Annotated in this window: 25 protein-coding genes, 1 tRNA gene and 1 other annotated feature; all 26 genes read left to right on the top strand. The window is 33.6% G+C overall.

Annotated features, from left to right (window positions below; translation table 11 throughout):
* The first annotated feature begins 223 nt into the window (after nucleotides 1–223).
* The gene (ilvA, locus tag ACY1IQ_RS10140; RefSeq protein WP_461613887.1) at nucleotides 224–1,438 is read left to right on the top strand and encodes a threonine ammonia-lyase; all 1,215 of its coding nucleotides are present in this window, start codon (nucleotides 224–226) and stop codon (nucleotides 1,436–1,438) included.
* 526 nt (nucleotides 1,439–1,964) lie between these two features.
* The gene (locus ACY1IQ_RS10135) at nucleotides 1,965–2,396 is read left to right on the top strand and encodes a Mini-ribonuclease 3 (RefSeq protein WP_461613822.1); all 432 of its coding nucleotides are present in this window, start codon (nucleotides 1,965–1,967) and stop codon (nucleotides 2,394–2,396) included.
* Nucleotides 2,380–3,186 carry an FAD-dependent thymidylate synthase gene (gene thyX, locus ACY1IQ_RS10130; RefSeq protein WP_461613821.1) on the top strand — a complete coding sequence of 269 codons (807 nt, stop codon included), beginning with the start codon at nucleotides 2,380–2,382 and terminating at the stop codon, nucleotides 3,184–3,186. The genes ACY1IQ_RS10135 and thyX overlap by 17 nt, the downstream gene beginning before the upstream one ends.
* 149 nt (nucleotides 3,187–3,335) lie before the next feature.
* Nucleotides 3,336–4,088, top strand: a complete 753-nt coding sequence (gene rlmB, locus ACY1IQ_RS10125) for a 23S rRNA (guanosine(2251)-2'-O)-methyltransferase RlmB (protein WP_461613886.1) — start codon at nucleotides 3,336–3,338, stop codon at nucleotides 4,086–4,088.
* An 18-nt stretch (nucleotides 4,089–4,106) separates the two neighbouring features.
* A complete protein-coding gene (locus ACY1IQ_RS10120) occupies nucleotides 4,107–4,616 on the top strand; it encodes an NYN domain-containing protein (protein WP_461613820.1) in 510 nt (169 codons plus the stop codon).
* Nucleotides 4,617–4,682: 66 nt separating this feature from the next.
* Entirely contained in the window at nucleotides 4,683–5,333 is a 651-nt protein-coding gene (gene sigH, locus ACY1IQ_RS10115; RefSeq protein WP_080618848.1) for an RNA polymerase sporulation sigma factor SigH, read from the top strand.
* Nucleotides 5,334–5,449: 116 nt separating this feature from the next.
* A tRNA-Thr gene (locus ACY1IQ_RS10110) sits at nucleotides 5,450–5,525 on the top strand.
* Between the two features lie 102 nt (nucleotides 5,526–5,627).
* Nucleotides 5,628–6,821, top strand: coding sequence for an elongation factor Tu (gene tuf / locus ACY1IQ_RS10105; RefSeq protein ID WP_461613809.1), 1,194 nt, complete (start codon nucleotides 5,628–5,630; stop codon nucleotides 6,819–6,821).
* A gap of 228 nt (nucleotides 6,822–7,049) precedes the next feature.
* Nucleotides 7,050–7,199 (top strand): 50S ribosomal protein L33, encoded by a 150-nt coding sequence (gene rpmG, locus ACY1IQ_RS10100; RefSeq protein WP_021285011.1) that lies wholly within the window; start codon nucleotides 7,050–7,052, stop codon nucleotides 7,197–7,199.
* A 37-nt stretch (nucleotides 7,200–7,236) separates the two neighbouring features.
* Nucleotides 7,237–7,461, top strand: a complete 225-nt coding sequence (gene secE, locus ACY1IQ_RS10095; protein ID WP_039629584.1) for a preprotein translocase subunit SecE — start codon at nucleotides 7,237–7,239, stop codon at nucleotides 7,459–7,461.
* 46 nt (nucleotides 7,462–7,507) lie between these two features.
* Complete coding sequence (gene nusG, locus ACY1IQ_RS10090) at nucleotides 7,508–8,029, top strand: transcription termination/antitermination protein NusG (RefSeq protein ID WP_461613819.1); 522 nt, start codon at nucleotides 7,508–7,510, stop codon at nucleotides 8,027–8,029.
* A gap of 92 nt (nucleotides 8,030–8,121) precedes the next feature.
* Complete coding sequence (rplK, locus tag ACY1IQ_RS10085; RefSeq protein ID WP_461613818.1) at nucleotides 8,122–8,547, top strand: 50S ribosomal protein L11; 426 nt, start codon at nucleotides 8,122–8,124, stop codon at nucleotides 8,545–8,547.
* Between the two features lie 58 nt (nucleotides 8,548–8,605).
* On the top strand, nucleotides 8,606–9,295 hold the full coding sequence (gene rplA / locus ACY1IQ_RS10080) for a 50S ribosomal protein L1 (protein WP_461613817.1): 690 nt from the start codon (nucleotides 8,606–8,608) through the stop codon (nucleotides 9,293–9,295).
* Between the two features lie 50 nt (nucleotides 9,296–9,345).
* Nucleotides 9,346–9,478: a sequence feature (ribosomal protein L10 leader region), on the top strand.
* Between the two features lie 33 nt (nucleotides 9,479–9,511).
* A complete protein-coding gene (gene rplJ / locus ACY1IQ_RS10075) occupies nucleotides 9,512–10,012 on the top strand; it encodes a 50S ribosomal protein L10 (RefSeq protein WP_461613816.1) in 501 nt (166 codons plus the stop codon).
* Nucleotides 10,013–10,071: 59 nt separating this feature from the next.
* Entirely contained in the window at nucleotides 10,072–10,440 is a 369-nt protein-coding gene (gene rplL, locus ACY1IQ_RS10070) for a 50S ribosomal protein L7/L12 (RefSeq protein WP_039629592.1), read from the top strand.
* 260 nt (nucleotides 10,441–10,700) lie between these two features.
* On the top strand, nucleotides 10,701–14,402 hold the full coding sequence (rpoB, locus tag ACY1IQ_RS10065) for a DNA-directed RNA polymerase subunit beta (protein WP_461613815.1): 3,702 nt from the start codon (nucleotides 10,701–10,703) through the stop codon (nucleotides 14,400–14,402).
* 20 nt (nucleotides 14,403–14,422) lie between these two features.
* A complete protein-coding gene (rpoC, locus tag ACY1IQ_RS10060; protein ID WP_461613814.1) occupies nucleotides 14,423–17,956 on the top strand; it encodes a DNA-directed RNA polymerase subunit beta' in 3,534 nt (1,177 codons plus the stop codon).
* 113 nt (nucleotides 17,957–18,069) lie between these two features.
* On the top strand, nucleotides 18,070–18,306 hold the full coding sequence (locus ACY1IQ_RS10055; RefSeq protein ID WP_461613813.1) for a ribosomal L7Ae/L30e/S12e/Gadd45 family protein: 237 nt from the start codon (nucleotides 18,070–18,072) through the stop codon (nucleotides 18,304–18,306).
* A 134-nt stretch (nucleotides 18,307–18,440) separates the two neighbouring features.
* Nucleotides 18,441–18,818, top strand: a complete 378-nt coding sequence (rpsL, locus tag ACY1IQ_RS10050) for a 30S ribosomal protein S12 (RefSeq protein ID WP_461613812.1) — start codon at nucleotides 18,441–18,443, stop codon at nucleotides 18,816–18,818.
* A 138-nt stretch (nucleotides 18,819–18,956) separates the two neighbouring features.
* Entirely contained in the window at nucleotides 18,957–19,427 is a 471-nt protein-coding gene (gene rpsG, locus ACY1IQ_RS10045; RefSeq protein ID WP_461613811.1) for a 30S ribosomal protein S7, read from the top strand.
* Nucleotides 19,428–19,500: 73 nt separating this feature from the next.
* Nucleotides 19,501–21,564, top strand: a complete 2,064-nt coding sequence (gene fusA, locus ACY1IQ_RS10040) for an elongation factor G (RefSeq protein WP_461613810.1) — start codon at nucleotides 19,501–19,503, stop codon at nucleotides 21,562–21,564.
* A 67-nt stretch (nucleotides 21,565–21,631) separates the two neighbouring features.
* Nucleotides 21,632–22,825 (top strand): elongation factor Tu, encoded by a 1,194-nt coding sequence (gene tuf / locus ACY1IQ_RS10035; RefSeq protein WP_461613809.1) that lies wholly within the window; start codon nucleotides 21,632–21,634, stop codon nucleotides 22,823–22,825.
* 420 nt (nucleotides 22,826–23,245) lie between these two features.
* Nucleotides 23,246–23,554, top strand: a complete 309-nt coding sequence (rpsJ, locus tag ACY1IQ_RS10030) for a 30S ribosomal protein S10 (RefSeq protein ID WP_461613808.1) — start codon at nucleotides 23,246–23,248, stop codon at nucleotides 23,552–23,554.
* A gap of 88 nt (nucleotides 23,555–23,642) precedes the next feature.
* A complete protein-coding gene (gene rplC / locus ACY1IQ_RS10025; protein WP_461613807.1) occupies nucleotides 23,643–24,269 on the top strand; it encodes a 50S ribosomal protein L3 in 627 nt (208 codons plus the stop codon).
* A gap of 17 nt (nucleotides 24,270–24,286) precedes the next feature.
* Nucleotides 24,287–24,907, top strand: a complete 621-nt coding sequence (gene rplD, locus ACY1IQ_RS10020; RefSeq protein WP_461613806.1) for a 50S ribosomal protein L4 — start codon at nucleotides 24,287–24,289, stop codon at nucleotides 24,905–24,907.
* Complete coding sequence (rplW, locus tag ACY1IQ_RS10015; protein ID WP_461613805.1) at nucleotides 24,907–25,200, top strand: 50S ribosomal protein L23; 294 nt, start codon at nucleotides 24,907–24,909, stop codon at nucleotides 25,198–25,200. Before rplD ends, rplW begins: the two co-directional genes overlap by 1 nt.
* Nucleotides 25,201–25,239: the final 39 nt, after the last annotated feature.

The raw sequence follows: 25,239 nt of genomic DNA, 5'->3' as shown, positions 1-25,239 counted from the left end.
TATGCATAGAATAACTATATTCAAAAAATAATAGAGAGTATTCTTGCGTGTTTTCTACTATGTTAAATTATAATTTTCTATAGATAATAATAAATAAGTATCTATAGAAAATTACTTTTTATTAACAGAAAATATCCTTCGGAACTTTTGACTAATTATTATATTTTAAATTTTTTGTTAATTTAGTATAAACTTTTAAACAAAAGGAGAGAAAATAGTGAGTATAACATTATCATTATCTGATATAAGAGAGGCAGAGGAAAATTTAAAGGGAGTTGTAAGAAAAACACCTTTATTTCATTCAAGTACGTTTTCAAAAGACACTGGATATGAAGTATATTTAAAATGTGAAAATAAACAAAAAACTGGGTCTTTCAAACTTAGAGGAGCTTATAACAAAGTTGCATCATTGACAGAGGAAGAAAGAGCTAAGGGAGTTGTTGCATCTTCCGCAGGAAATCATGCTCAAGGAGTTGCATATGCTTCAACTATATTTGGTGTCAAGTCTACAATATGTATGCCATTAACAGCACCTCTTGCAAAAGTTCAAGCTACAAAGAATTATGGAGCAACGGTTATACAGCATGGTGAAGTTTACGATGAATGTTATGCTAAAGCAGTAGAAGTACAAAAGGAAACAGGAGCAACATTTTTGCACCCATTTAATGATGAACATGTAATTGCAGGACAGGGAACAATTGCTCTTGAAATCTTTGAAGATTTACCAGAAGTTGATACTATAATAGTTCCAATTGGTGGAGGAGGAATTATATCAGGTATTGCTATAGCAGCTAAAGCTATAAATGCTAATGTAAAGATAATAGGAGTTCAAGCAGAAATAATTGCTTCAAGTAAAGCATCTCTAGAAAAAGGTGAAGTTGTCACAGTTGAAGGTTCAAAGTCATTAGCAGATGGTATATCTGTTAAAACTCCAGGAGATAAAACTTTTGAAATAATAAAAGAGTATGTTGATGAAATAGTAACGGTTACAGAAGATGAAATTGCCTATGGAATATTTGCACTAATGGAGAGAAATAAGGTCATAGCTGAAGGTGCAGGAGTTGTTTCCTTAGCTTCATTATTAACAGGAAAAATTAAGAATGCTGGTAAAAATGTTGTTGCAGTTATAAGTGGTGGGAATATAGATATAGCTACAATATCAAAAATAATTGATAGACAATTAGTTTTAGTTGAAAGAAGAATAACTCTACAATTTGAATTAAGAGATAAAATAGGTCAATTGGGAGCATTAGTTGCTGAAGTAGCTACACTAGGTGGAAATGTATCAAAGATTAAACAAGATAAAAACTGGAATCCTAAAGGACTTGAGTTTACAAATATTGAAATAGAAATTGAAACAGAATCAAAAGAACATGCTGCAATGATAAAAAATGCCTTAGCAATAAAAGGATATATATTTGAACAAGTATATAAATAATTTTTAAGATTAACCTATACATTTTAAGAGAAATAGCTAGGTGGTATTTTAGAAACCTTTAATTAATTATTCTATTTAAGGTATTTGTAATATCTAAAATAAAAATTATATTTAATACATAAGTGTTTACAACAGTTTTAAAAAATTCTAAAACTGTTGCAAACATTTTTTTATTTAAAGGAAATTTATATTAGAGTAAAATAATAATTAAGTATAATTAGAAGTAATAATTTATTATTATAATTTATAAAAATTACTACAAACTTTACTCTTTTTATAATAATCTATTGATATTTTAAAAATATTTTCAATGTTTCTTGTAATTAAGAAGAAATATTTAAATATTATATTGTGAATGAAACGAAGATTATACAAAGTTTTTAATAACTGATATTAAATTTATATATTTATAATTTACTAGCTAAATTTCGTCATGATTTTTAAAAATATTCATTTATTACCTGTTATTATTTTAAATATCTGTGTATAATTAAAATTGAATAACTATAAGGTTAAGGAGAAAAACATGAACTTTCAATTACTAAAGGGAAAATTTACTCTAGAAGAGATAAAACAACTTAATCCACTAGTGTTGGCTTTGATAGGAGATGCTGTGTATGAAGTGTTTATAAGAACATATTTAGTGGAAAAAAATAGAGGACTTAATGTACATAAGGTTCATGTAAAAGCTGTATCTTATGTAAAAGCAAAAGCGCAAAGTGAATATATGAAGATTATAATAGATGATTTAGATGATGATGAAATGGCTATTTTCAAAAGAGGAAGAAATTCTAAATCTCATACACCTAAAAATTCAGATGTAGCTGATTATAGATGGGCTACTGGTTTTGAAGCAGTTATAGGATATCTATATTTATGTGAAAAGGAAGAAAAACTTAATTATATATTAAGTAAAATAGTAAAATACGAGGAGGATAAAAATGACTTTGAAAGTTAAATTAATTGAGCATACACCAAACCCGGAAAAGGTTATTGCATCAGCAGCAAAGCTTTGTTATAGCTCTGTAGGAGTAGACGAAATATTAGAAGGATTAGATAAAGAAAAAACAGAAAACTTTTTAAGTATGCTTATGAATTATGGTCACTATTCTCCTATTGAGCATGTTAGTTTTACCTTTGCTATTGAAGGAGTGTCTAGAAGTTTAACACATCAACTAGTACGTCATAGAGTTGCTTCATACTCACAACAAAGTCAAAGATACGTAAAATTGGATGCTTTTGAGTACATAATACCACCATCAATAGAGAGTAATTCTAAAGCTAAAGAAATATTTATAGAAGCTATGAAAAAGGACCAAGAGTATTACGATGAAATCGTGGAAATATTATTTGACCAAATTTATAATGAAAGCTTAGATAAATACATAAGAGAGAAGTCTTTAAATTCAACGTCAGAAGTTGAAGAACGTGTATTAAGAAAACTAAAGTCACAAGCACAGAAAAGAGCTATTGAAGACGCTAGATATGTATTTCCAAATGCTTGTGAAACTAAAATTATTGTTACCATGAATGCAAGAGAGCTTATGCACTTTTTTGCACATAGATGCTGTAATAGAGCTCAATGGGAAATTAGAGATATGGCAGATGCAATGTTAAAAGAAGCAAAAAAAGTAGCTCCTATTTTATTTAAAAATGGAGGACCAAATTGTATAAAAGGATCTTGTCCAGAAGGTACTATGACCTGTGGAGAAATTGTGGCAGTAAGGAAAAAATATTCTAATTTATAAACAACTACATAAATTAAAGTTATACTTTTGGATATAATTAAAGATAGCTTAAATTTAAATAGGTTTATGAAAGAGGTTAAAATATGAAAGAAAATAAAAAAAATAACAGTAGAGATAGAGTTAAAAAAGAATACAATAATAAAACTAATATGGGAAATGAAGAAATAATAAGAGAAGATATTATTGAAGGAAGAAATTCAGTAATTGAAGCTTTAAAATCTAATAGAACTATAGAACAGATATTAGTTGCTAAAGGTGATACTAAAGGTTCTATTAATGTGGTTTTAGCTTTGGCAAAGGAAAAAGGTATAGTTGTTAAAAATGTAGATCGTGCAAAACTTGATTCTATGTCTTTAACAGGGGCTCATCAAGGTGTAATAGCTAAAGTTACTGCTTATAAATATTATAATGTAAAAGAAATCATTGATTATGCAAATTCAAAAAATGAAAAACCATTTTTAATTATACTGGATGAAATCGAAGACCCTCATAACTTTGGTTCAATTATAAGAACGGCAGAAGTTTGTGGAGCACATGGAATTATAATTCCTAAAAGAAAAAATGTAGGGGTCACTCCTATTGTATATAAAACTTCTGCAGGTGCTACAGAGCATATGAGAATAGCTAAAGTTACGAATATTAACAGCATTATAGATGAATTAAAAGAATTAGGATTATGGATATATGGTGCTGATATGCATGGTGAGAATTGTTATGATGTGGACTTAAAGGGTGCAGTAGCGTTAGTTATAGGAAGTGAGGGAAAAGGGATATCAAAACTAACTAAAGAAAAATGTGATGTACTAATGAAAATCCCTATGGTTGGTCAAATAACTTCGCTTAACGCTTCTGTAGCTGGTGGAATACTAATGTATGAGGTGTTGAAGCAAAAGTTGAAATAGACTTTTGCTAATATAATCTTGAGAAAAATATTTATAGATGGCTACAATGTTATAAATAGTTGGCCGGAACTTAGAACGATAAAGGATTATAGTTATGAATCCGCAAGGGCAAAATTAATAGATATTATGATTAACTATTCTTCCTTTAAAGGATATAACATTATAATAGTTTTCGATGCTCATATGGTAAAAGGTAGTATTCAAAAGAAAGAGAGGATTGGAAATATCACAGTAGTTTTTACTAAAGAAGGAGAAACAGCAGACCTATATATTGAAAAGACCGTAAATAATATAGGTAGAGCATCAGAGGTTTACGTAGTTACTTCTGATGCTATTGAACAACAAGTTACTTTTCAAAGGGGAGCCAATAGAATATCTTCATTAGAGTTTTATCACACCGTTATGGAGGCTAATAAAAAGATTTCTAAAAAGTATGAAAAAACTTATTCGCAGGATAGAAACTTATTTGAGGATATGATTGACAGTGAAATAGCTAAAAAGCTAGAAAAAATAAGGCGAAGCAAGTAATATAGCTTGACGCTTTAAAATAATAATGTATAATTTTAGTTAAGTCCAATATTCATTTTGGAGGGGATGCTTTTGGAGAAAAGGGTTGACAATGAGGAGTTAAATTCCCAGTTTATGAACAAAACTGATGAGGAAATTGTTGTTGAAGCTAGAAATGGGGACAATCGTGCTTTAGAATATTTGCTATGTAAATATCAAAATTTTGTGAAAGCTAAAGCTAAATCATATTTTTTAATTGGTGCAGATAAAGAAGATATATACCAAGAAGGTATGATTGGGCTATTTAAAGCTATTAGAGATTTTAGAACAGATAAGTTAGCATCCTTTAAGGCTTTTGCGGAACTTTGTGTTACAAGGCAAATAATAACGGCAGTTAAAACTGCCACACGTCAAAAACATATTCCACTAAATACATATGTATCACTAAACAAACCTATATATGATGAAGAATCAGATAGAACACTTCTAGATATAATATCAGGGGTTAAGGTGTCTGATCCAGAAGAACTGGTAATAAGCAGAGAAGAGGTAGAAAGTATCGAGAATGAGATAGGAGAAGTGCTGTCAGATCTGGAGATGGAAGTGCTCATGTCTTATCTAGATGGCAAATCTTATCAAGAAATTGCTTGTGACTTAGACAGACATGCTAAGTCTATTGATAATGCTCTGCAAAGAGTTAAAAGAAAATTGGAAAAATGCTTAGATAAAAGAAAGTAATAGCGTTGACATAAAAGGATATATATAGTATAATGAGTAACTGATATATAGTATTTAAGTATATATTTAACATTTGTATGATGCGGTTTTTTTATAAATCTACATCATATTTTAATGCCCATATAGCTCAGTAGGCAGAGCGTCACCTTGGTAAGGTGGAGGTCACCGGTTCAATCCCGGTTATGGGCTCCAAACTTACTTAAGGAAACGCAACACACCAGGGTGAGTTTATAGGAGTAAATTAATTAATTATTCATTCATAATAATTAAGCCTATATCAAGGAGGAATAAAAAATGGCTAAGGAAAAATTTGAAAGAAGCAAACCGCACGTTAACATTGGAACTATAGGACACGTTGACCACGGTAAAACAACATTAACAGCTGCAATCACAACAGTATTAGCAAACAGAGGATTTGCAGAGGCATTCAAATATGACCAAATAGACAAAGCACCAGAGGAAAAAGAAAGAGGAATCACAATCAATACATCACACGTTGAGTATCAAACAGATAATAGACACTATGCTCACGTTGACTGTCCAGGACACGCTGACTATGTAAAGAACATGATAACAGGAGCAGCGCAAATGGATGGAGCTATCTTAGTAGTATCAGCAGCAGATGGTCCAATGCCACAAACAAGAGAGCATATACTGCTAGCATCAAGAGTAGGAGTACAATACATAGTAGTATTCTTAAACAAAGCAGATATGGTAGACGATCCAGAATTATTAGAATTAGTTGAAATGGAAGTAAGAGAATTATTAAGCGAGTATGACTTCCCAGGAGATGATATTCCAGTAATAACAGGATCAGCATTAAAAGCATTAGAAAATCCAACAGATGAAGCTGCGACAGCATGCATAATGGAATTAATGGAATCAGTAGATAGCTATATTCCAACTCCAGAAAGAGCAACAGACAAAGCATTCTTAATGCCAGTAGAGGACGTATTCACAATCACTGGAAGAGGAACAGTTGCAACAGGAAGAGTAGAAACAGGAATATTAAAAGTTGGAGACGAGGTAGAACTTGTTGGACTAAGCGAAGAGAAGAGAAAAGTAGTTTGTACAGGAGTTGAGATGTTCAGAAAACTTCTTGATGAAGCACAAGCAGGAGATAACATCGGAGCATTATTAAGAGGAGTACAAAGAACAGACATCCAAAGAGGTCAGGTTTTAACAAAGCCAGGTTCAGTAAATCCACACGTTAAGTTTGTAGGTCAAGTATACGTACTTAAAAAAGAAGAAGGTGGAAGACATACACCATTCTTTGATGGATACAGACCACAGTTCTACTTCAGAACAACAGACGTAACAGGATCAATTAAATTACCAGAGGGAATGGAAATGGTAATGCCAGGAGACCACATCGACATGAACGTTGAATTAATCACTCCAATCGCAATGGATGAAGGATTAAGATTCGCGATCAGAGAAGGTGGAAGAACAGTAGGTTCAGGAGTTGTTACTTCTATAATTAAATAATATAGAAAAATCAATGTATAGGACTAGGTTTCTAACCTGGTCCTTTTAAGAGGTATAGTTAATTTTAAAACAGGTAATACTTACCACCAAAGACAATAACTAATTTATTGACATATATAATAAGTTATGTTAAATTATTTAGGTAGCAAAAGTTTTAAAATTAAGTTGTAATAGGTAAGAAAAAGCTTTCATGATATAAATTGATTCGTAGAGCAGGAGGTGTAGATTGTGAGAGTTAAAATAACTTTAGCATGTACTGAGTGTAAACAAAGAAACTACAACACTATGAAAAATAAAAAAAATAATCCAGACAGAATAGAAATGCAAAAATACTGCAAATTCTGCCACAAACATACACTTCATAAAGAAACAAAGTAATGTTTGAACAGCATATATTTTTGGGGATGTGAGAAATATGGCTAATAAAGTTGATATAAAATCAAATGAGAAAAGAAAGCGTGCAGGAATAGTACAGTTTTTTGTTGACTTAAAGGCTGAGTTTAAAAGAGTAACATGGCCTGCAAAAGCTGAAGCGAAGAAAGCTGCTGCCGCTGTAATTAGCTTTTGTCTTCTTTATGTGATTCTAGTAGGTTTGTTGGATACTGGTTTCAATAACCTCTTTAAAATGTTCTTTAAATAATACAAAAAAAGGAGGTAGGGGATTGATACTTCAAACCCCTTGAGCTATGACAGGTAAAGCTAAATGGTACGTAGTCCATACTTATTCTGGATATGAAAATAAAGTTAAAGCTAACCTTGAAAAAGCTATAGAAAATAGAAACCTTGAAGAATTCGTTCACGATATTCAAGTTCCTATGGAAGAGCAGGTTGAAATCAAGGATGGCAAGAAAAAAATAACTTATAAAAAAATATTCCCAGGATATGTAATGGTAAAAATGGTAATGACAGATGATTCATGGTATATCGTAAGAAATACTAGAGGAGTCACTGGATTTGTAGGACCTGGATCTAAGCCCGTTCCTCTAACAGAGGATGAAGTACACAATATGGGAATAGTTGAAAGAACTGTAACTATAGATGTGGAAATTGGTGAACAAGTTAAGATAGTTTCTGGTCCATTTGAAAATTTCACAGTGTTAATTCAAGAAATAAATCTTGAAAAACATAAAATCAAAGGTTTAGTTGACATGTTCGGTAGGGAAACCCCTGTTGAACTTGAATTTAATCAAATAGAAAAATTAGATTAGGCTTATAAGATAAGATCTTTATTATAGATTTAGTCTTATTAAGTGGGAGGGCTTTAAAAGTCCGATTACCACAATATAGGAGGTGTAAACTCATGGCTAAGAAAATAACAGGAATGATAAAACTTCAACTTCCTGCAGGAAAAGCAACTCCAGCACCACCAGTTGGACCTGCACTTGGTCAACATGGTGTAAATATTATGGGATTCTGTAAGGAATTTAACGCAAAAACTGCTGATCAAGCAGGAATGATAATTCCAGTAGTAATCACTGTATATCAGGATAGATCTTTTAGTTTTATACTAAAGACTCCACCAGCAGCAGTATTATTAAAGAAAGCGGCTGGAATAGAAAGTGGTTCAGGTGTTCCAAATAGAAATAAAGTTGCTAAAGTATCTACAGCTAAAATAAGAGAAATAGCTGAATTAAAGATGCCAGATTTAAATGCTGCATCAGTAGAAGCTGCTATGAGCATGATAGCTGGAACAGCTAGAAGCATGGGTATAGTAGTAGAAGATTAATTCGATTTTAAATTAGTGGGAGGCAAAAACCGTTAATACCACGAAGGAGGATAGCAAAATGGGAAAGAATTACATAGAGAGTGCTAAGCTTATTGACAAAAGTGCTCTATATACACCATCAGAAGCTATGGAGCTTGCAGTAAAAACATCAAAAGCTAAATTTGATGAGACAATAGAAGTTCACGTAAGACTTGGTGTTGACCCAAGGCATGCGGATCAACAAGTAAGAGGAGCAGTTGTTCTTCCTCATGGAACTGGTAAAACAGTTAGAGTTTTAGTTTTCGCTAAAGGCGATAAAGCTAAAGAAGCAGAAGCTGCAGGAGCAGATTTTGTTGGAGCTGAAGAGCTAGTTGATAAAATTCAAAAAGAAAACTGGTTTGGATTTGATGTAGTTGTTGCTACACCAGATATGATGGGAGTAGTAGGAAGACTAGGTAGAGTATTAGGACCAAAAGGATTAATGCCAAACCCAAAATCAGGAACAGTTACATTTGATGTTGCTAAAGCTTTATCAGATATTAAAGCAGGTAAAGTTGAGTACAGAGTAGATAAAACTGCTATTGTACACGTAGGAATTGGTAAAAAATCATTTGGATCAGAAAAATTACAACAGAACTTCCAAACATTAATGGAAGCTATTGTAAAAGCTAAACCAGCTGCAGCAAAAGGACAATACATTAAGTCTGTTACTGTTGCAAGTACGATGGGACCTGGAGTAAAAATTAATCCTGTAAAAGTTATAGAATAATTTTTATGAAAACCTTGACTTGTTGTATTAAGTATGTTAGAATCTTAAAAGTTGAATAGATAAATATTCCGTAGACAGTAGGTGCGTAAGCGTAACAGAAATTACCTACCGAGGATTCTAATAGAACGTGATGATTTTATTGGTCTCTTCGTATGTTTGCGGAGAGACTTTTATTATTAAATAAACAGTGATAAGCTGTGAGGAGGTGGACACACAGTGCAAAGCAAAAACAGAATGTTAAAAGAAGCAAAAGTTGCTGAAATAAAAGAAAAATTAGAAAAAGCTCAAGGTGTTATACTAAGTGAATATCAAGGTTTAACAGTTGAGCAAGATACAGAATTAAGAAAAAAATTAAGAGAAACTGGTGTAGAATATAAAGTTTATAAAAATACACTAGTAGCTTTAGCTGCTAAAGAGTTAGGAGTAGAAGGGTTAGAACAATACCTTCAAGGACCAGTATCTATAGCATTTGGATATGAAGATCCAACAGCTCCAGCTAGAGTATTAAATGATTTTGCTAAAACTAATAAAAAGCTTCAATTAAAAGCTGGATTAGTTCAAGGCGAAATATTTGATGAAAATAAAGTTAAAGAGCTTGCTTCAATACCACCAAAAGAGGTATTACTTGCAAAACTTCTTGGAAGTTTCAAAGCTCCAGTATCAAACTTAGCTTACTTATTAAGTGCTATAAAAGAGCAAAAAGAATCAGCTGAGTAATTTAATTATAAAAAAAGAACAAAGAATAGAAAAAGAGAAATTTCGGAGGTGCATTTAAAATGACAAAAGAGCAAATTATAGAAGCTATAAAAGGAATGAGCGTTTTAGAATTAAACGAATTAGTTAAAGCTTGTGAAGAGGAATTCGGAGTAAGCGCTGCTGCTCCAGTAGCAGTAGCAGGAGCTGTAGCAGGTGGAGCTGCAGCAGCAGAAGAAAAAACTGAGTTTGATGTAGTATTAGCTAACGCAGGAGCTAATAAAATCAAAGTTATAAAAGTAGTTAGAGAAATAACTGGATTAGGCTTAAAAGAAGCTAAAGAAATAGTTGACGGAGCTCCTAAGACAGTAAAAGAAGGCGCAAGCAAAGATGATGCTGAAAGCATGAAAGCTAAATTAGAAGAAGTAGGCGCTGTTGTAGAAGTAAAATAGTGACATAATACAAGGAGCACTTTGTATAAAGTGCTCCTTTTTTATCTAAAGCATTGACAAATGCTTTAAGTAATGATAACATAATTTAATGCGAAAGTATTTAGACAATGAATCATGGTTATAAGTATTGTTAAAAAATGAATATTTTTTAAGGAAATGGTTATAATTACATGATGAAAATGTGTGAAGTCCGAAAACACAAAGTCCTAGGGGATAGTGGGTTTTTGGGTTATTTTAGTTTATACAAGGGGTGAAAGCTGATGGTACATCCTGTCAAAAATGGTAAAAGAACAAGAATGAGTTTTGCTAAAGTAAACGAGACGGCTACTATGCCTAATCTAATTGAAGTTCAGTTAGACTCATATAATTGGTTTTTAGCTGAAGGACTACATGAAGTGTTTGAAGATATAAATCCAATTCAAGATTATACTGGAAACTTAGCATTAGAGTTTGTAGGCTATAAGCTTGATAAGGAAAATATCAAATACACTGTAGAACAGTGTAAAGAAAGAGATACAACTTATGCAGCACCACTAAAAGTTAAAGTAAGACTACGCAATAATGAAACTGGTGAAATAAAGGAGCAAGAAGTATTCATGGGTGACTTCCCACTTATGACAGAGCAAGGAACTTTTGTTATAAACGGGGCAGAAAGAGTTATAGTTAGCCAGCTTGTTAGATCGCCAGGAGTTTACTACAACTATACAATTGATAAAACTGGTAAGAAATTATTTTCATCAACAGTTATACCAAACAGAGGTGCGTGGTTAGAATACGAGACAGATTCAAACGACATAATATATGTAAGAATTGATAAAACAAGGAAGTTACCAATAACTGTACTTGTAAGAGTTATGATGAACTATGGTAGTGATGCTGAAATATTAGAGTTCTTTGGTGAAGAAGAAAGATTAAAGGCTACTATAGAGAAGGATAATACTAAGGACAAGAATGATGCATTATTAGAAATATATAAAAGATTAAGACCGGGTGAGCCACCAACTGTAGATAGTGCTGTATCACTTATAGATTCATTATTCTTTGATGCTAAGAGATATGATTTATCAAGAGTAGGAAGATATAAGTTCAATAAAAAATTATCAGTTCATTTAAGAATTGCTAATCAGATAGCAGCAGAGAATATAGTAAATCCTACAACAGGAGAAATTATAGTTGAAAAAGGTGAGAAAATCGATAGAGAAACAGCTCAGGAGATTCAAGACCTTGGAATTAATTCTGTTGATATTCAAGTAGATGATAGAAAAATCAGAGTTATAGGAAATAACTTCGTTAATATAAGTAAACATGTAAACTTTGATATTTCTGATTTAAACATTAGGGAATTAGTTCACTATCCAACATTAAAAGAAATATTAGATAATTACAATGATGAAGAAACAATAAAAGAGCAAATTAAGTTAAATATAAACAGGTTAATACCTAAACATATAATAAAAGATGATATATATGCTACAGTTAGTTATGAGTTAGGATTAGCTTATGGAATTGGCTATATTGATGATATTGACCATTTAGGAAACAGAAGGCTAAGATCCGTTGGAGAATTACTACAAAACCAATTTAGAATTGGACTTTCAAGAATGGAAAGAGTTGTTAAAGAGAGAATGACAATTCAAGATCAAGATATAATAACTCCTCAAGCCTTGATCAATATAAGACCAGTTGTAGCAGCAATAAAAGAGTTTTTTGGAAGTTCTCAATTATCTCAATTCATGGATCAAACAAATCCATTATCTGAATTAACTCATAAGAGAAGATTATCAGCTCTTGGACCTGGAGGACTTTCAAGAGAAAGAGCTGGCTTTGAGGTAAGAGACGTTCACCACTCACATTATGGAAGAATGTGTCCAATTGAAACACCAGAGGGACCAAACATAGGTCTTATCAACTCATTATCAAGCTATGCTAAGGTAAATGAATATGGATTTATAGAAACCCCATATAGAGTTATTGATAAGAAAACAGGAAAAATTACTGATATTATAAGATATATGACAGCTGATGAAGAAGACAACTACTTAGTTGCACAGGCAAATGAGCCAATTGATGAAAATGGTATGTTTGTTGACAAGAAAGTAACTGTAAGAGCTAGACATGATATTATTATTGTTCCAAAAGAAGATGTTGATTTAATTGATATTTCTCCAAGACAGATAGTTTCAGTTGCAACAGCAATGATACCTTTCCTCGAAAACGACGACGCATCAAGAGCACTGATGGGATCTAACATGCAACGTCAAGCAGTTCCATTATTAAAAACTCAAGCCCCAATAGTAGGTACAGGAATTGAATATAAAGCAGCTGTTGATTCAGGGGTACTGCCTAAAGCAAAAAGCGCTGGAGTGATTTCTTATGTAAGTGCAAATGAAGTAAGAGTGAAGAGAGATGAAGATGGCGGGATTGATACTTATAAGTTACTTAAGTTTAAAAGATCAAACCAAGGAACTTGTATAAATCAAAGACCAATTGTAAGCAAAGGTGAAAAAGTTGAGGTTGGAACAGTTCTTGCTGATGGACCATCTACAGACTTAGGAGAGATAGCTTTAGGTAAAAATATACGTATTGGATTTATAACTTGGGAAGGTTATAACTACGAAGATGCTATGCTAGTTTCTGAAGAGTTAGTAAAAGATGATATCTTTACATCTGTTCATATTGAAGAATATGAAGCAGAAGCGAGAGATACTAAGCTTGGACCAGAAGAAATTACAAGAGATATTCCAAACGTAGGTGAAGAAGCTCTTAAAGATATAGATGAACGCGGAATTATTAGAATAGGCGCGGAAGTTAGATCTGGAGACATATTAGTAGGAAAAGTTACTCCAAAAGGAGAAACTGAACTTACTGCTGAGGAGAGATTATTAAGAGCAATATTTGGAGAAAAAGCAAGAGAAGTTAGAGATACATCACTAAGAGTACCTCATGGAGAAGCAGGAATTATAGTAGATGTTAAAGTATTTACTAAGGAAAATGCCGATGAGCTTCCACCAGGAGTTAACCAATTAGTAAGATGTTATATAGCTCAAAAGAGAAAAATCTCTGTTGGAGATAAGATGGCAGGAAGACACGGAAATAAGGGTGTTATCTCAAGAGTATTACCAGAAGAAGATATGCCATTCTTACCAGACGGAAGACCATTACAAATATGCTTAAACCCACTAGGGGTTCCATCTCGTATGAACATTGGTCAGGTACTAGAAGTACATTTAGGATGGGCAGCTAGTGAATTAGGATGGCATATAGCTACTCCAGTATTCGATGGTGCATTGGATACTGAAATAGAGGATTGCCTAGAACAGGCTGGTTATAATAGAGATGGTAAAACTGTTCTTTATGATGGAAGAACAGGAGAGGCATTTGATAATAGAGTAACGGTTGGATATATGTATATCTTAAAACTACATCACTTAGTTGATGATAAGATACACGCAAGATCAACAGGACCATACTCATTAGTTACTCAACAACCGTTAGGAGGTAAAGCTCAATTCGGAGGACAAAGATTTGGAGAGATGGAAGTTTGGGCACTTCAAGCATATGGATCAGCTCATACTTTACAAGAAATCCTAACAGTTAAATCCGATGATGTAGTTGGAAGGGTTAAAACTTATGAGGCTATTGTAAAAGGCGAAAACATACCAGAACCAGGTGTGCCAGAATCATTCAAAGTTCTTATTAAAGAATTACAAGCACTTTGCTTAAATGTTAAACTTCTTGATGATTCACATGAAGAAATTAGGTTAAGAGAATCTGTTGAAGATGAACTTGAAGACTTAGAAGTTAACATAGAAGGAAATGAGGAGATAGTACAAGAAGCACCATCACCTGAATATGTTGAGCCTATTGAAGAACCAGAAGAAGAAATAGAACTAGACTATGAAAATTTACCTATAGATTTTACTGATGAATTAGAACTTAATGATTTCAGTGATGAAAACTAAAATGAAGGGAGGATGTACCCTTGTTTGAATTAAATAATTTTGATGCAATACAAATAGGGCTAGCTTCTCCAGAACAGATCAGAGAGTGGTCTAGAGGAGAGGTAAAAAAACCTGAAACAATAAACTATAGAACTTTAAAGCCAGAGAGAGACGGGTTATTCTGCGAGAGAATATTTGGACCTATGAAAGACTGGGAATGTCATTGCGGAAAATACAAGAGAGTTAGATATAAAGGAATCGTTTGTGACAGATGTGGTGTTGAAGTTACTAAAACAAAAGTAAGACGTGAGAGAATGGGGCACATAGAACTTGCTGCTCCTGTATCACACATATGGTATTTTAAAGGAATACCATCAAGAATGGGATTAATTCTTGATATGTCACCAAGATCTTTAGAGAAAGTTTTATATTTTGCGTCTTATGTAGTTTTGGATCCAAAGGAGACAGGATTAGATAAAAAGCAAATATTAACTGAGAAGGACTATAGAGAAGCTATAGATAAGTATGGTTATGATGGATTTGTTGCTGGAATGGGAGCAGAATCAATCAAAGTTTTACTTCAAGATATAGATCTTGATGAGTTAGCTGCTGAATTAAAAGAAGATTTAAAGACAAGTAGCGGACAAAAAAGAGTAAGAACTATAAGAAGATTAGATGTAGTTGAATCCTTTAGAAAGTCAAAAAATAAACCTGAGTGGATGATTATTGATGTTATACCAGTAATACCACCAGATTTAAGACCAATGGTTCAACTAGATGGAGGTAGATTTGCTACATCTGATTTGAATGATCTTTATAGAAGAGTTATAAACAGAAATAACAGATTAAAGAAACTGTTAGATTTAGGAGCTCCTGATATCATTGTTAGAAATGAGAAGAGGATGCTTCAAGAAGCTGTTGATGCTCTTATAGATAATGGTAGAAGAGGAAGACCAGTTACAGGTCCAGGAAACAGACCACTTAAATCATTATCAGATATGCTTAAAGGTAAGCAAGGAAGATTTAGACAAAACCTTCTTGGAAAACGTGTTGACTACTCAGGACGTTCCGTTATAGTTGTTGGTCCAGAATTAAAAATGTATCAATGCGGGCTTCCAAAAGAAATGGCTCTTGAATTATTCAAACCATTTGTTATGAAGAAATTAGTTGAGACTGGAGTTGCACATAACATAAAGAGTGCAAAGAGAATGGTTGAAAGAGTAATGCCTCAAGTATGGGATGTATTAGAAGAAGTTATATCTGATCATCCAGTATTACTAAACCGTGCTCCTACTTTGCATAGATTAGGTATTCAAGCCTTCCAACCAATTTTAGTTGAAGGAAGAGCTATAAAGTTACATCCACTTGTATGTACAGCATACAACGCTGACTTTGACGGAGACCAAATGGCGGTACACGTACCACTATCAGTTGAAGCACAGGCAGAAGCCAGATTTTTAATGTTAGCAGCTCATAATATATTAAAACCATCTGATGGGAAACCTGTTTGTGTACCTACACAGGATATGGTTTTAGGTTCATATTATTTAACTTTAGATAAAGATGGAGCTAAAGGTGAAGGAAGAATGTTCTCTTCACCAAATGAAGTTTACATGGCATATCAAGTTAAAGATATTGATATACATGCAAAAATTAAAGTTAAAATGAGCAAAATTAAAGATGGTAAGCTAATCACTGGAATCATTGATACCACTCCAGGTAAGCTAATATTTAATGAATCCATTCCACAAGATTTAGGATTTATTGATAGAAGTAAACCAGAGAATGAGTTTAAGCTTGAAATTGATTTCTTAGCAAGTAAGAAGAATTTAGGTAAAATTATAGATAGATGTTATCTAAAGTATGGTGCTACTGAGACATCAAAAATGTTAGATAATATAAAAGCAAAAGGATATCACTTTTCATCAATAGGAGCTATAACTGTTGCTACTTCAGATATGGAAGTTCCAGCAGCTAAGGAGACTTTACTAGCTGAGGCAGATGCTACTGTTGATAAAATAGATAAGATGTACAGAAGAGGATTTATATCTGAAGATGAAAGATATGAGAGAGTTATAGATAAGTGGACTAAGACTACTGAAGATATAGCTAATGCTCTTATGGATAGCTTGGATAAATTTAACCCAATAGCAATGATGGCTGATTCAGGAGCCAGAGGTTCTAAGAGTCAGATTAAACAGCTTGCAGGTATGAGAGGACTTATGGCTAACCCATCTGGTAAAATTATAGAATTACCAATTAGAGCATCATTCAGAGAAGGTCTTGACGTATTAGAATATTTCATATCTACTCACGGAGCTAGAAAAGGTAACGCCGATACAGCACTTAAAACTGCAGATTCAGGATACCTAACAAGAAGACTTGTTGACGTAAGCCAAGACGTTATTGTAAGACAAGAAGATTGTGGTTCTACAGAAGGATTTGAAGTAAGTGAAATCAAAGAAGGAAGCGAAATAATCGAACCTTTAAGTGAAAGACTTACTGGAAGATATAGTGCAGAAGATATAATTGATCCAAAAACAGGAGAAGTTATTGTTCCAAGAGATACTTATATGGATATACACCTTGCAGAAAAAGTTGAAGGTACAGGAATTAAGAAAGTTAAAATAAGATCTGTATTTACATGTAAATCTAAGATAGGTGTTTGTTCTAAATGTTATGGTATGAACATGGCTACTGCTCAAAAAATTAACATTGGAGAATCTGTTGGTATTATAGCAGCACAATCTATAGGTGAACCAGGTACACAGCTTACAATGAGAACTTTCCACACAGGAGGAGTTGCTGGAGCGGATATTACTCAAGGTCTTCCAAGGGTTGAAGAGTTATTTGAAGCTAGAAAACCTAAAGGATTAGCAATTGTAAGTGATGTTGCAGGTGCAGTTAGAATTGAAGAGACTAAGAAAAAGAGAACAGTTGTTATAACTACAAATGAAGGAGAAGAATTTAGCTACGATATTCCATTCGGCTCAAGAATCAAAGTTTTAAATGGAGATACAATTGGAGCTGGAGATGAGATTACTGAAGGGTCAGTTAACCCACATGATATCATCAGAATTAAGGGCGTAAATGGAGTTAAAAACTATCTTCTTTCAGAAGTTCAAAAAGTTTATAGACTTCAAGGTGTTGATATCAACGATAAACACTTAGAAGTTGTTATAAGACAAATGACTAGAAAAGTTAAAATAGAAGAGTCAGGAGATACTGATTTATTACCAGGAACAATGATAGATATATTCGACTTTGAGGAAGAAAATGAAAGAATTCTTGCTGAAGGTGGAATGCCAGCGGAAGGTAAAATAACACTACTTGGAATAACGAAAGCAGCACTTGCTACTGATTCATTTTTATCAGCAGCTTCATTCCAAGAAACTACAAGGGTTCTTACTGATGCAGCTATCAAAGGTAAAATTGACAACCTAGTGGGATTAAAAGAAAATGTAATTATTGGTAAATTAATCCCAGCAGGAACAGGAATGACTCGATATAGAACAATCAAGATTTCTACAGAAAAAGAAAATGAAGAAATCTTAACTGAGGATTTACAAGCATAGAATATATTTTGTTGACAGTGTAGTTCTAAAATGATAAAATACAGTTTGTGTGATTTTAATACTTACAAAGTGCGATTTCTTTTAGGATAATTACACATATGAGGGGGGTAAATATGATAGGCAGACTCGAAGGTGAAAAGGTGGTTGGAATCAAGCAAACAACAAAGGCTTTGAAGAATAAACAAGGTAAAGTTCTCTATGTAGCTAAAGATGCTGATCAAAAACTATTAAAACCTATTATAGAGTTAGCTAAAACTAATTCCCTGCAGATTGAATATGTTGATACCATGAAAGAATTAGGAAAATTATGTGCAATAGATGTATCAGCTGCAACTGCGCTCATATTATAATTTATATTTAGCTAGCAGGTAATTAATATAAATAAATATATAACATCATACATTGTCAAGACTTTGATAATGTATGATGTCTGTATAGATATACTATTATTTGATAGTATACCCAAAATATAGGAGGTGAAAAAATGCCAACAATCAGCCAATTAGTTAGAAAAGGAAGAAAATCTTTAGAGACTACCTCAAACTCACCAGCATTAAAAGAGTGTCCACAAAAAAGAGGAGTATGTACAGTAGTTAAAACTACAACTCCAAAAAAACCAAACTCAGCTTTAAGAAAAATTGCTAGAGTTAGACTTACAAATGGATATGAAGTTACTGCTTACATCGGTGGAGTAGGTCACAACTTACAAGAGCACAGTGTTGTTCTTATAAGAGGTGGAAGAGTTAAGGACCTTCCAGGGGTTAGATACCACATAGTAAGAGGTGCTTTAGACTCAGCAGGAGTTGCTAACAGATTACAATCAAGATCTAAGTACGGTGCTAAGAGACCAAAACAAAAATAGTGGTCTTAAAGATTAAACTAAGAGGTGCGATGCCTTCGGCATTTATATAGATATACATAGATAGTTGGAGCAGAGTGCTTTGCGGTAGAAATATCGAGTACCTATGAGTTAATTTAAATTGTTAAGGAGGGAAGAAAAGTGCCAAGAAAAGGATTTATAGCAAAAAGAGATGTATTACCAGATCCAATGTACAATTCAAAAGTTGTTACTAAGTTAATCAACAACATAATGGAAGATGGTAAAAAAGGAGTAGCACAAAAAATATGCTACGACGCTTTTCAAATAATTACTGAGAAATCAGGTAAAGAGCCTTTAGAAGTTTTCGAAGCAGCAATGAATAATGTAATGCCATTACTTGAAGTTAAGGCAAGAAGAATCGGTGGAGCTACTTACCAAGTACCTATCGAAGTTAGACCAGAGAGAAGACAAACTTTAGGTATTAGATGGATACTTGCAGCTTGTGAAAAAAGAGGCGAAAAGTACATGAGAGAGAGACTTGCAAATGAGTTAATCGACGCTTCTAACAACACTGGTGTTGCTGTTAAAAAGAGAGAAGATACTCATAAAATGGCTGAAGCTAATAAAGCTTTTGCTCATTACAGATATTAATATAGAAACTGTTTTGGCTCCGCTAAAACAGTTTTCTCAAATCTAAAATCACTCGTCGAGAGGAGGAAAAATTGTGACTAGACAATATGCATTAGAAAAATTTCGTAATATTGGAATAATGGCCCATATAGATGCTGGTAAAACAACTACTACTGAGCGTATATTATTCTATACAGGAAAGACACATAAGATCGGAGAAACACATGAAGGTGGAGCTACAATGGACTGGATGGCTCAAGAACAAGAAAGAGGTATAACAATTACTTCAGCGGCAACAATGTGTTTTTGGAAAGACCACGTAATAAATATAATAGATACACCTGGACACGTAGATTTTACTGTTGAGGTTGAAAGATCTTTAAGAGTTCTTGATGGAGCTGTATCTGTATTTTGCGCTAAAGGTGGGGTTGAACCTCAATCTGAAACGGTGTGGAGACAAGCAAACAAATATTCAGTACCAAGAATGGCTTACGTAAATAAAATGGATATAATGGGTGCTGACTTTTTTAGAGTTGTTAGCATGATGAAAGAAAGATTAAAAGCTAACGCAGTGCCAATTCAAATACCAATAGGTAAAGAAGAAAGCTTTGTAGGAATCATAGATTTAATGAAAAATAAAGCTGAAATCTACAAAGATGATTTAGGTACTCAAATAGAAGAGAGCGAAGTTCCAGAAGATATGAAAGATTTAGCTGAAGAGTATAGAGCAGCAATGATAGAAGCTATTGCTGAATTAGATGAAGAGCTAATGATGAAATATTTAGACGGAGAAGAATTAACTGAAGAAGAATTAAAAGCTGCACTAAGAAAAGGTGTTATAGCAAATGAAATAGTACCAGTACTATGTGGATCATCTTATAAAAATAAAGGTGTTCAAATGATGATAGATGCAGCAGTTGACTACATGCCATCACCATTAGATATACCTGCTATAAAAGGTGTAGATGCTGTAACTGGAGAAGAAGTTGAAAGACATACAAGTGATGAAGAACCATTAGCTGCATTAGCATTCAAAATTGCTACTGACCCATTTGTAGGTAAGTTAGCATTCACAAGAGTTTACTCAGGTGTAATGGAAAGTGGTACATATGTATTAAATGCTAACAAAGGTAAAAAAGAAAGAATCGGAAGACTTGTTAAAATGCACGCTAACGCAAGAGAAGAAGTTACTGAGTTACGTGCTGGAGATTTAGGAGCTGTTATAGGACTAAAAATGACTACAACAGGAGATACTCTATGCGCAGAAGATGATGCGGTAATTCTTGAAAGTATGGAATTCCCAGAACCAGTTATCCATGTTGCTATAGAGCCAAAATCTAAAGCAGGTCAAGAAAAAATGGGTATTGCTTTAGCTAAACTTGCTGAAGAAGATCCAACATTTAAGACATATACAGATCAAGAAACTGGTCAAATAATCATAGCTGGTATGGGAGAGCTTCACCTTGAAATCATTGCAGATAGGCTTCAAAGAGAATTTAAAGTTGAATGTAATGTTGGTAAACCACAAGTTGCTTACAAAGAAACAATTAGAAAACAAGTTAAAGCTGAAGGTAAGTTTATTAGACAATCAGGTGGACGTGGACAATACGGTCATGCTGTAATTGAATTAATACCACACGATGGAGCATACGAATTTGAAAATGCTATCGTTGGAGGAGCTGTACCAAAAGAGTATATTTCACCAATTGATAATGGAATTCAAGAAGCTTCTGAAGCAGGTATACTTGGCGGATATCCAGTTCTTAACTTCAAAGTTAGACTTGTTGATGGATCATATCATGATGTTGACTCATCAGAAATGGCATTTAAAATTGCTGGATCTATGGCGTTTAAAAATGCTATGGCTAAAGCAGAACCAGTATTACTTGAACCAATAGAGAAGGTTGAAGTTGTTGTACCTGAAGAGTATATGGGTGATGTTATGGGTGACCTTAACTCAAGAAGAGGAAGAATTGAAGGTATGGAAGCTCAAAATGGAGCTCAAATTATAAGAGCAATGGTTCCACTATCACAAATGTTTGGATATGCAACTACCTTAAGATCTAGAACTCAAGGTAGAGGAAACTATACTATGGAATTTGCTGCTTATGAAGAAGTTCCAAAGAGCATTCAAGAAGAAGTTCTAGGTAAAAAATAATAAATATAATTAGATAATTAAAATAAATATTTAAAAATTACTTTAAAGTGTTAAAGGAGGAATAAAAATGGCTAAGGAAAAATTTGAAAGAAGCAAACCGCACGTTAACATTGGAACTATAGGACACGTTGACCACGGTAAAACAACATTAACAGCTGCAATCACAACAGTATTAGCAAACAGAGGATTTGCAGAGGCATTCAAATATGACCAAATAGACAAAGCACCAGAGGAAAAAGAAAGAGGAATCACAATCAATACATCACACGTTGAGTATCAAACAGATAACAGACACTATGCTCACGTTGACTGTCCAGGACACGCTGACTATGTAAAGAACATGATAACAGGAGCAGCACAAATGGATGGAGCTATCTTAGTAGTATCAGCAGCAGATGGTCCAATGCCACAAACAAGAGAGCATATACTACTAGCATCAAGAGTAGGAGTACAATACATAGTAGTATTCTTAAACAAAGCAGATATGGTAGACGATCCAGAATTATTAGAATTAGTTGAAATGGAAGTAAGAGAGTTATTAAGCGAGTATGACTTCCCAGGAGATGATATTCCAGTAATAACAGGATCAGCATTAAAAGCATTAGAAAACCCAACAGATGAAGCTGCGACAGCATGCATAATGGAATTAATGGAATCAGTAGACAGCTATATTCCAACTCCAGAAAGAGCAACAGACAAAGCATTCTTAATGCCAGTAGAGGACGTATTCACAATCACTGGAAGAGGAACAGTTGCAACAGGAAGAGTAGAAACAGGAATATTAAAAGTTGGAGACGAGGTAGAACTTGTTGGACTAAGCGAAGAGAAGAGAAAAGTAGTTTGTACAGGAGTTGAGATGTTCAGAAAACTTCTTGATGAAGCACAAGCAGGAGATAACATCGGAGCATTATTAAGAGGAGTACAAAGAACAGACATCCAAAGAGGCCAGGTTTTAACAAAACCAGGTTCAGTAAATCCACACGTTAAGTTTGTAGGTCAAGTATACGTACTTAAAAAAGAAGAAGGTGGAAGACATACACCATTCTTTGATGGATACAGACCACAGTTCTACTTCAGAACAACAGACGTAACAGGATCAATCAAATTACCAGAGGGAATGGAAATGGTAATGCCAGGAGACCACATTGACATGAACGTTGAATTAATCACTCCAATCGCAATGGATGAAGGATTAAGATTCGCGATCAGAGAAGGTGGAAGAACAGTAGGTTCAGGAGTTGTTACTTCTATAATTAAATAATATAATTATTTAATTTAGCAATTTAAAAAAATTAGTGTACACATGAGAATATGCCTAGGCTTTAAGGAGAAGGGGACGCCCTTCTCCTTAATTAATAATATTGTATGAAAAGTACAAATTTATCAATACTATAACGTATTTATTAATTTATAAATTAATGTATAAATTAATTAAAAAATACTTGTCAAAGTATATAGAGTACGGTATAATATAGAAGTTGTAAAGTGGTAACAGCGATGAGGTAAGAGGTTGCCGGACTTCCGGGGAATTCTTCACCGAGCATGTCCTAATCTTGAATTGGGCGACGGGGTCTGTGTTTGCTCTGTGTTGCGTTAATTTAATGCAACACCCGGAACAGTTTACAGAACATCCGCTGTTGCACGTAAGAAGTATAGCGTGCGATGAAAAGGAGGGAATACAATGTCAAAACAAAAAATCAGAATCAGACTAAAAGCTTTTGATCACAATATATTAGATCAATCAGCTGAAAGAATTGTAGAAACAGCTAAATCTACAGGAGCTAAAGTAGCAGGTCCAGTACCACTACCTACTGAAAAAGATGTAGTAACAATATTAAGAGCTCCACATAAATACAAAGATTCAAGAGAGCAGTTCGAAATAAGAACTCACAAGAGACTAATCGATATATTAAGCCCATCACCAAAAACTGTTGATGCGTTAATGAGATTAGACTTACCAGCAGGCGTAGATATAGAAATAAAACTATAGACGTACATAAGAGTACGAGTAATAGATAACTATTACTAACTATTATGACCACTGAGGTGGTCCGCTAATAAGTAGGAGGTGTATTTGAATGAAAAAAGCTATAATGGGTAAAAAACTAGGAATGACTCAAATATTTGATGAAAATAGAAAAGTAGTTCCAGTAACAGTTGTAGAAGCTGGTCCATGCGTAGTTATCCAAAAGAAAACTGTTGAAACTGACGGATATGAATCAGTTAAGGTTGCTTTCGGAGACATAAGAGAAAAATTAGTTAATAAGCCAATGAAAGGTCAATTCGAAAAGGCTGGAGTTGGTGTTAAGAGACACATAAAAGAGTTCAAATTAGAGGACATGAGCAGCTTAGAAGTTGGTTCAGAAATAAAAGCTGAAGTATTTGCAGCAGGAGATAAAGTAGACGTTTCTGGAGTTTCAAAAGGAAAGGGATTCCAAGGTACAATTAAGAGATGGAATGGACATAGAGGACCAATGACTCACGGTTCTAAATTCCACAGAGCAATAGGTTCAGCAGGAGCTACAGATGCTGCTAGAACTTTTAAAAACAAGAGAATGCCTGGACATATGGGAAATGTTAATACAACAGTATTAAATTTAGAAATCGTAAGGGTAATACCTGAGAAAAATATAATCCTTATAAAAGGCGGAATACCAGGACCAAACAAAGGTCTTGTAGTAATTAGAGACGCTGTTAAAGCTTAGGGAAAGGAGGATACAGAATGCCTACATTAAAAGTGTTTAATAAAGAAGGAAAAGAAGTTGGAGATATCCAATTAAATGAAAATATATTTGATGTTGAAATAAGCAGAGATGCTATGCATCAAGTAGTATTAGCTCAATTAGCTAATAAAAGACAAGGAACTCAAAGTGCTAAAACTAGAGCTGAAGTTCGTGGCGGTGGTATAAAACCATGGAGACAAAAAGGAACTGGTAGAGCAAGACAAGGTTCAATAAGAGCACCACAATGGATTCATGGTGGTATCGTATTTGCACCAAAGCCAAGAGACTACAGAGTTTCAATTCCAAAAAGCATGAGAAGAACAGCTATGAAGTCAGCTTTAACTTCAAAAGTTGTTGATAATGAAATGATAGTATTAGAAAGCTTAAATTTTGAAGCTCCTAAGACTAAAGAAATGATAAAAGTTTTAAATGCTTTTGAAGCTAAGAAAACTTTAATAGTAGTAGCTGAATCAGACGAAAATGTTTATAAATCAGCTAGAAACATACCAGGAGTAGCTGTGTTACCAGTAAACAACTTAAATGTATATGATATATTAAAATACGAGAAGTTCGTGGTAACTAAAGAAGCTGTATCTAAAATTGAGGAGGTGTATGCATAATGAAAATGGCAAGCCATGATATAATAAGAAAACCTGTTATAACTGAAAAAAGTATGGCAGCAATGGCTGATAGAAAGTACACTTTCATAGTTGACATACACGCTAATAAATTCCAAATAAAGAAAGCTGTAGAAGAAGTTTTCGGAGTAGAAGTAGAAAATGTAGCTACAATTAGAAGCTTAGGAAAAACTAAGAGAGTTGGAGTTCATGTTGGTAAAAGAGCAGACTTCAAAAAAGCAATAGTTACATTAACTGCAGATAGCAAAACTATAGAGTTCTTTGAAGGAATGTAGTTAGTAAATAAGCATTTATTGGTTTAGAACCAGATAAGC

Source organism: Clostridium sp. Marseille-QA1073 (assembly GCF_054863625.1).
Note: the sequence above shows the minus strand (reverse complement) of the source record. Positions and strands in the feature narration are given on the sequence as shown.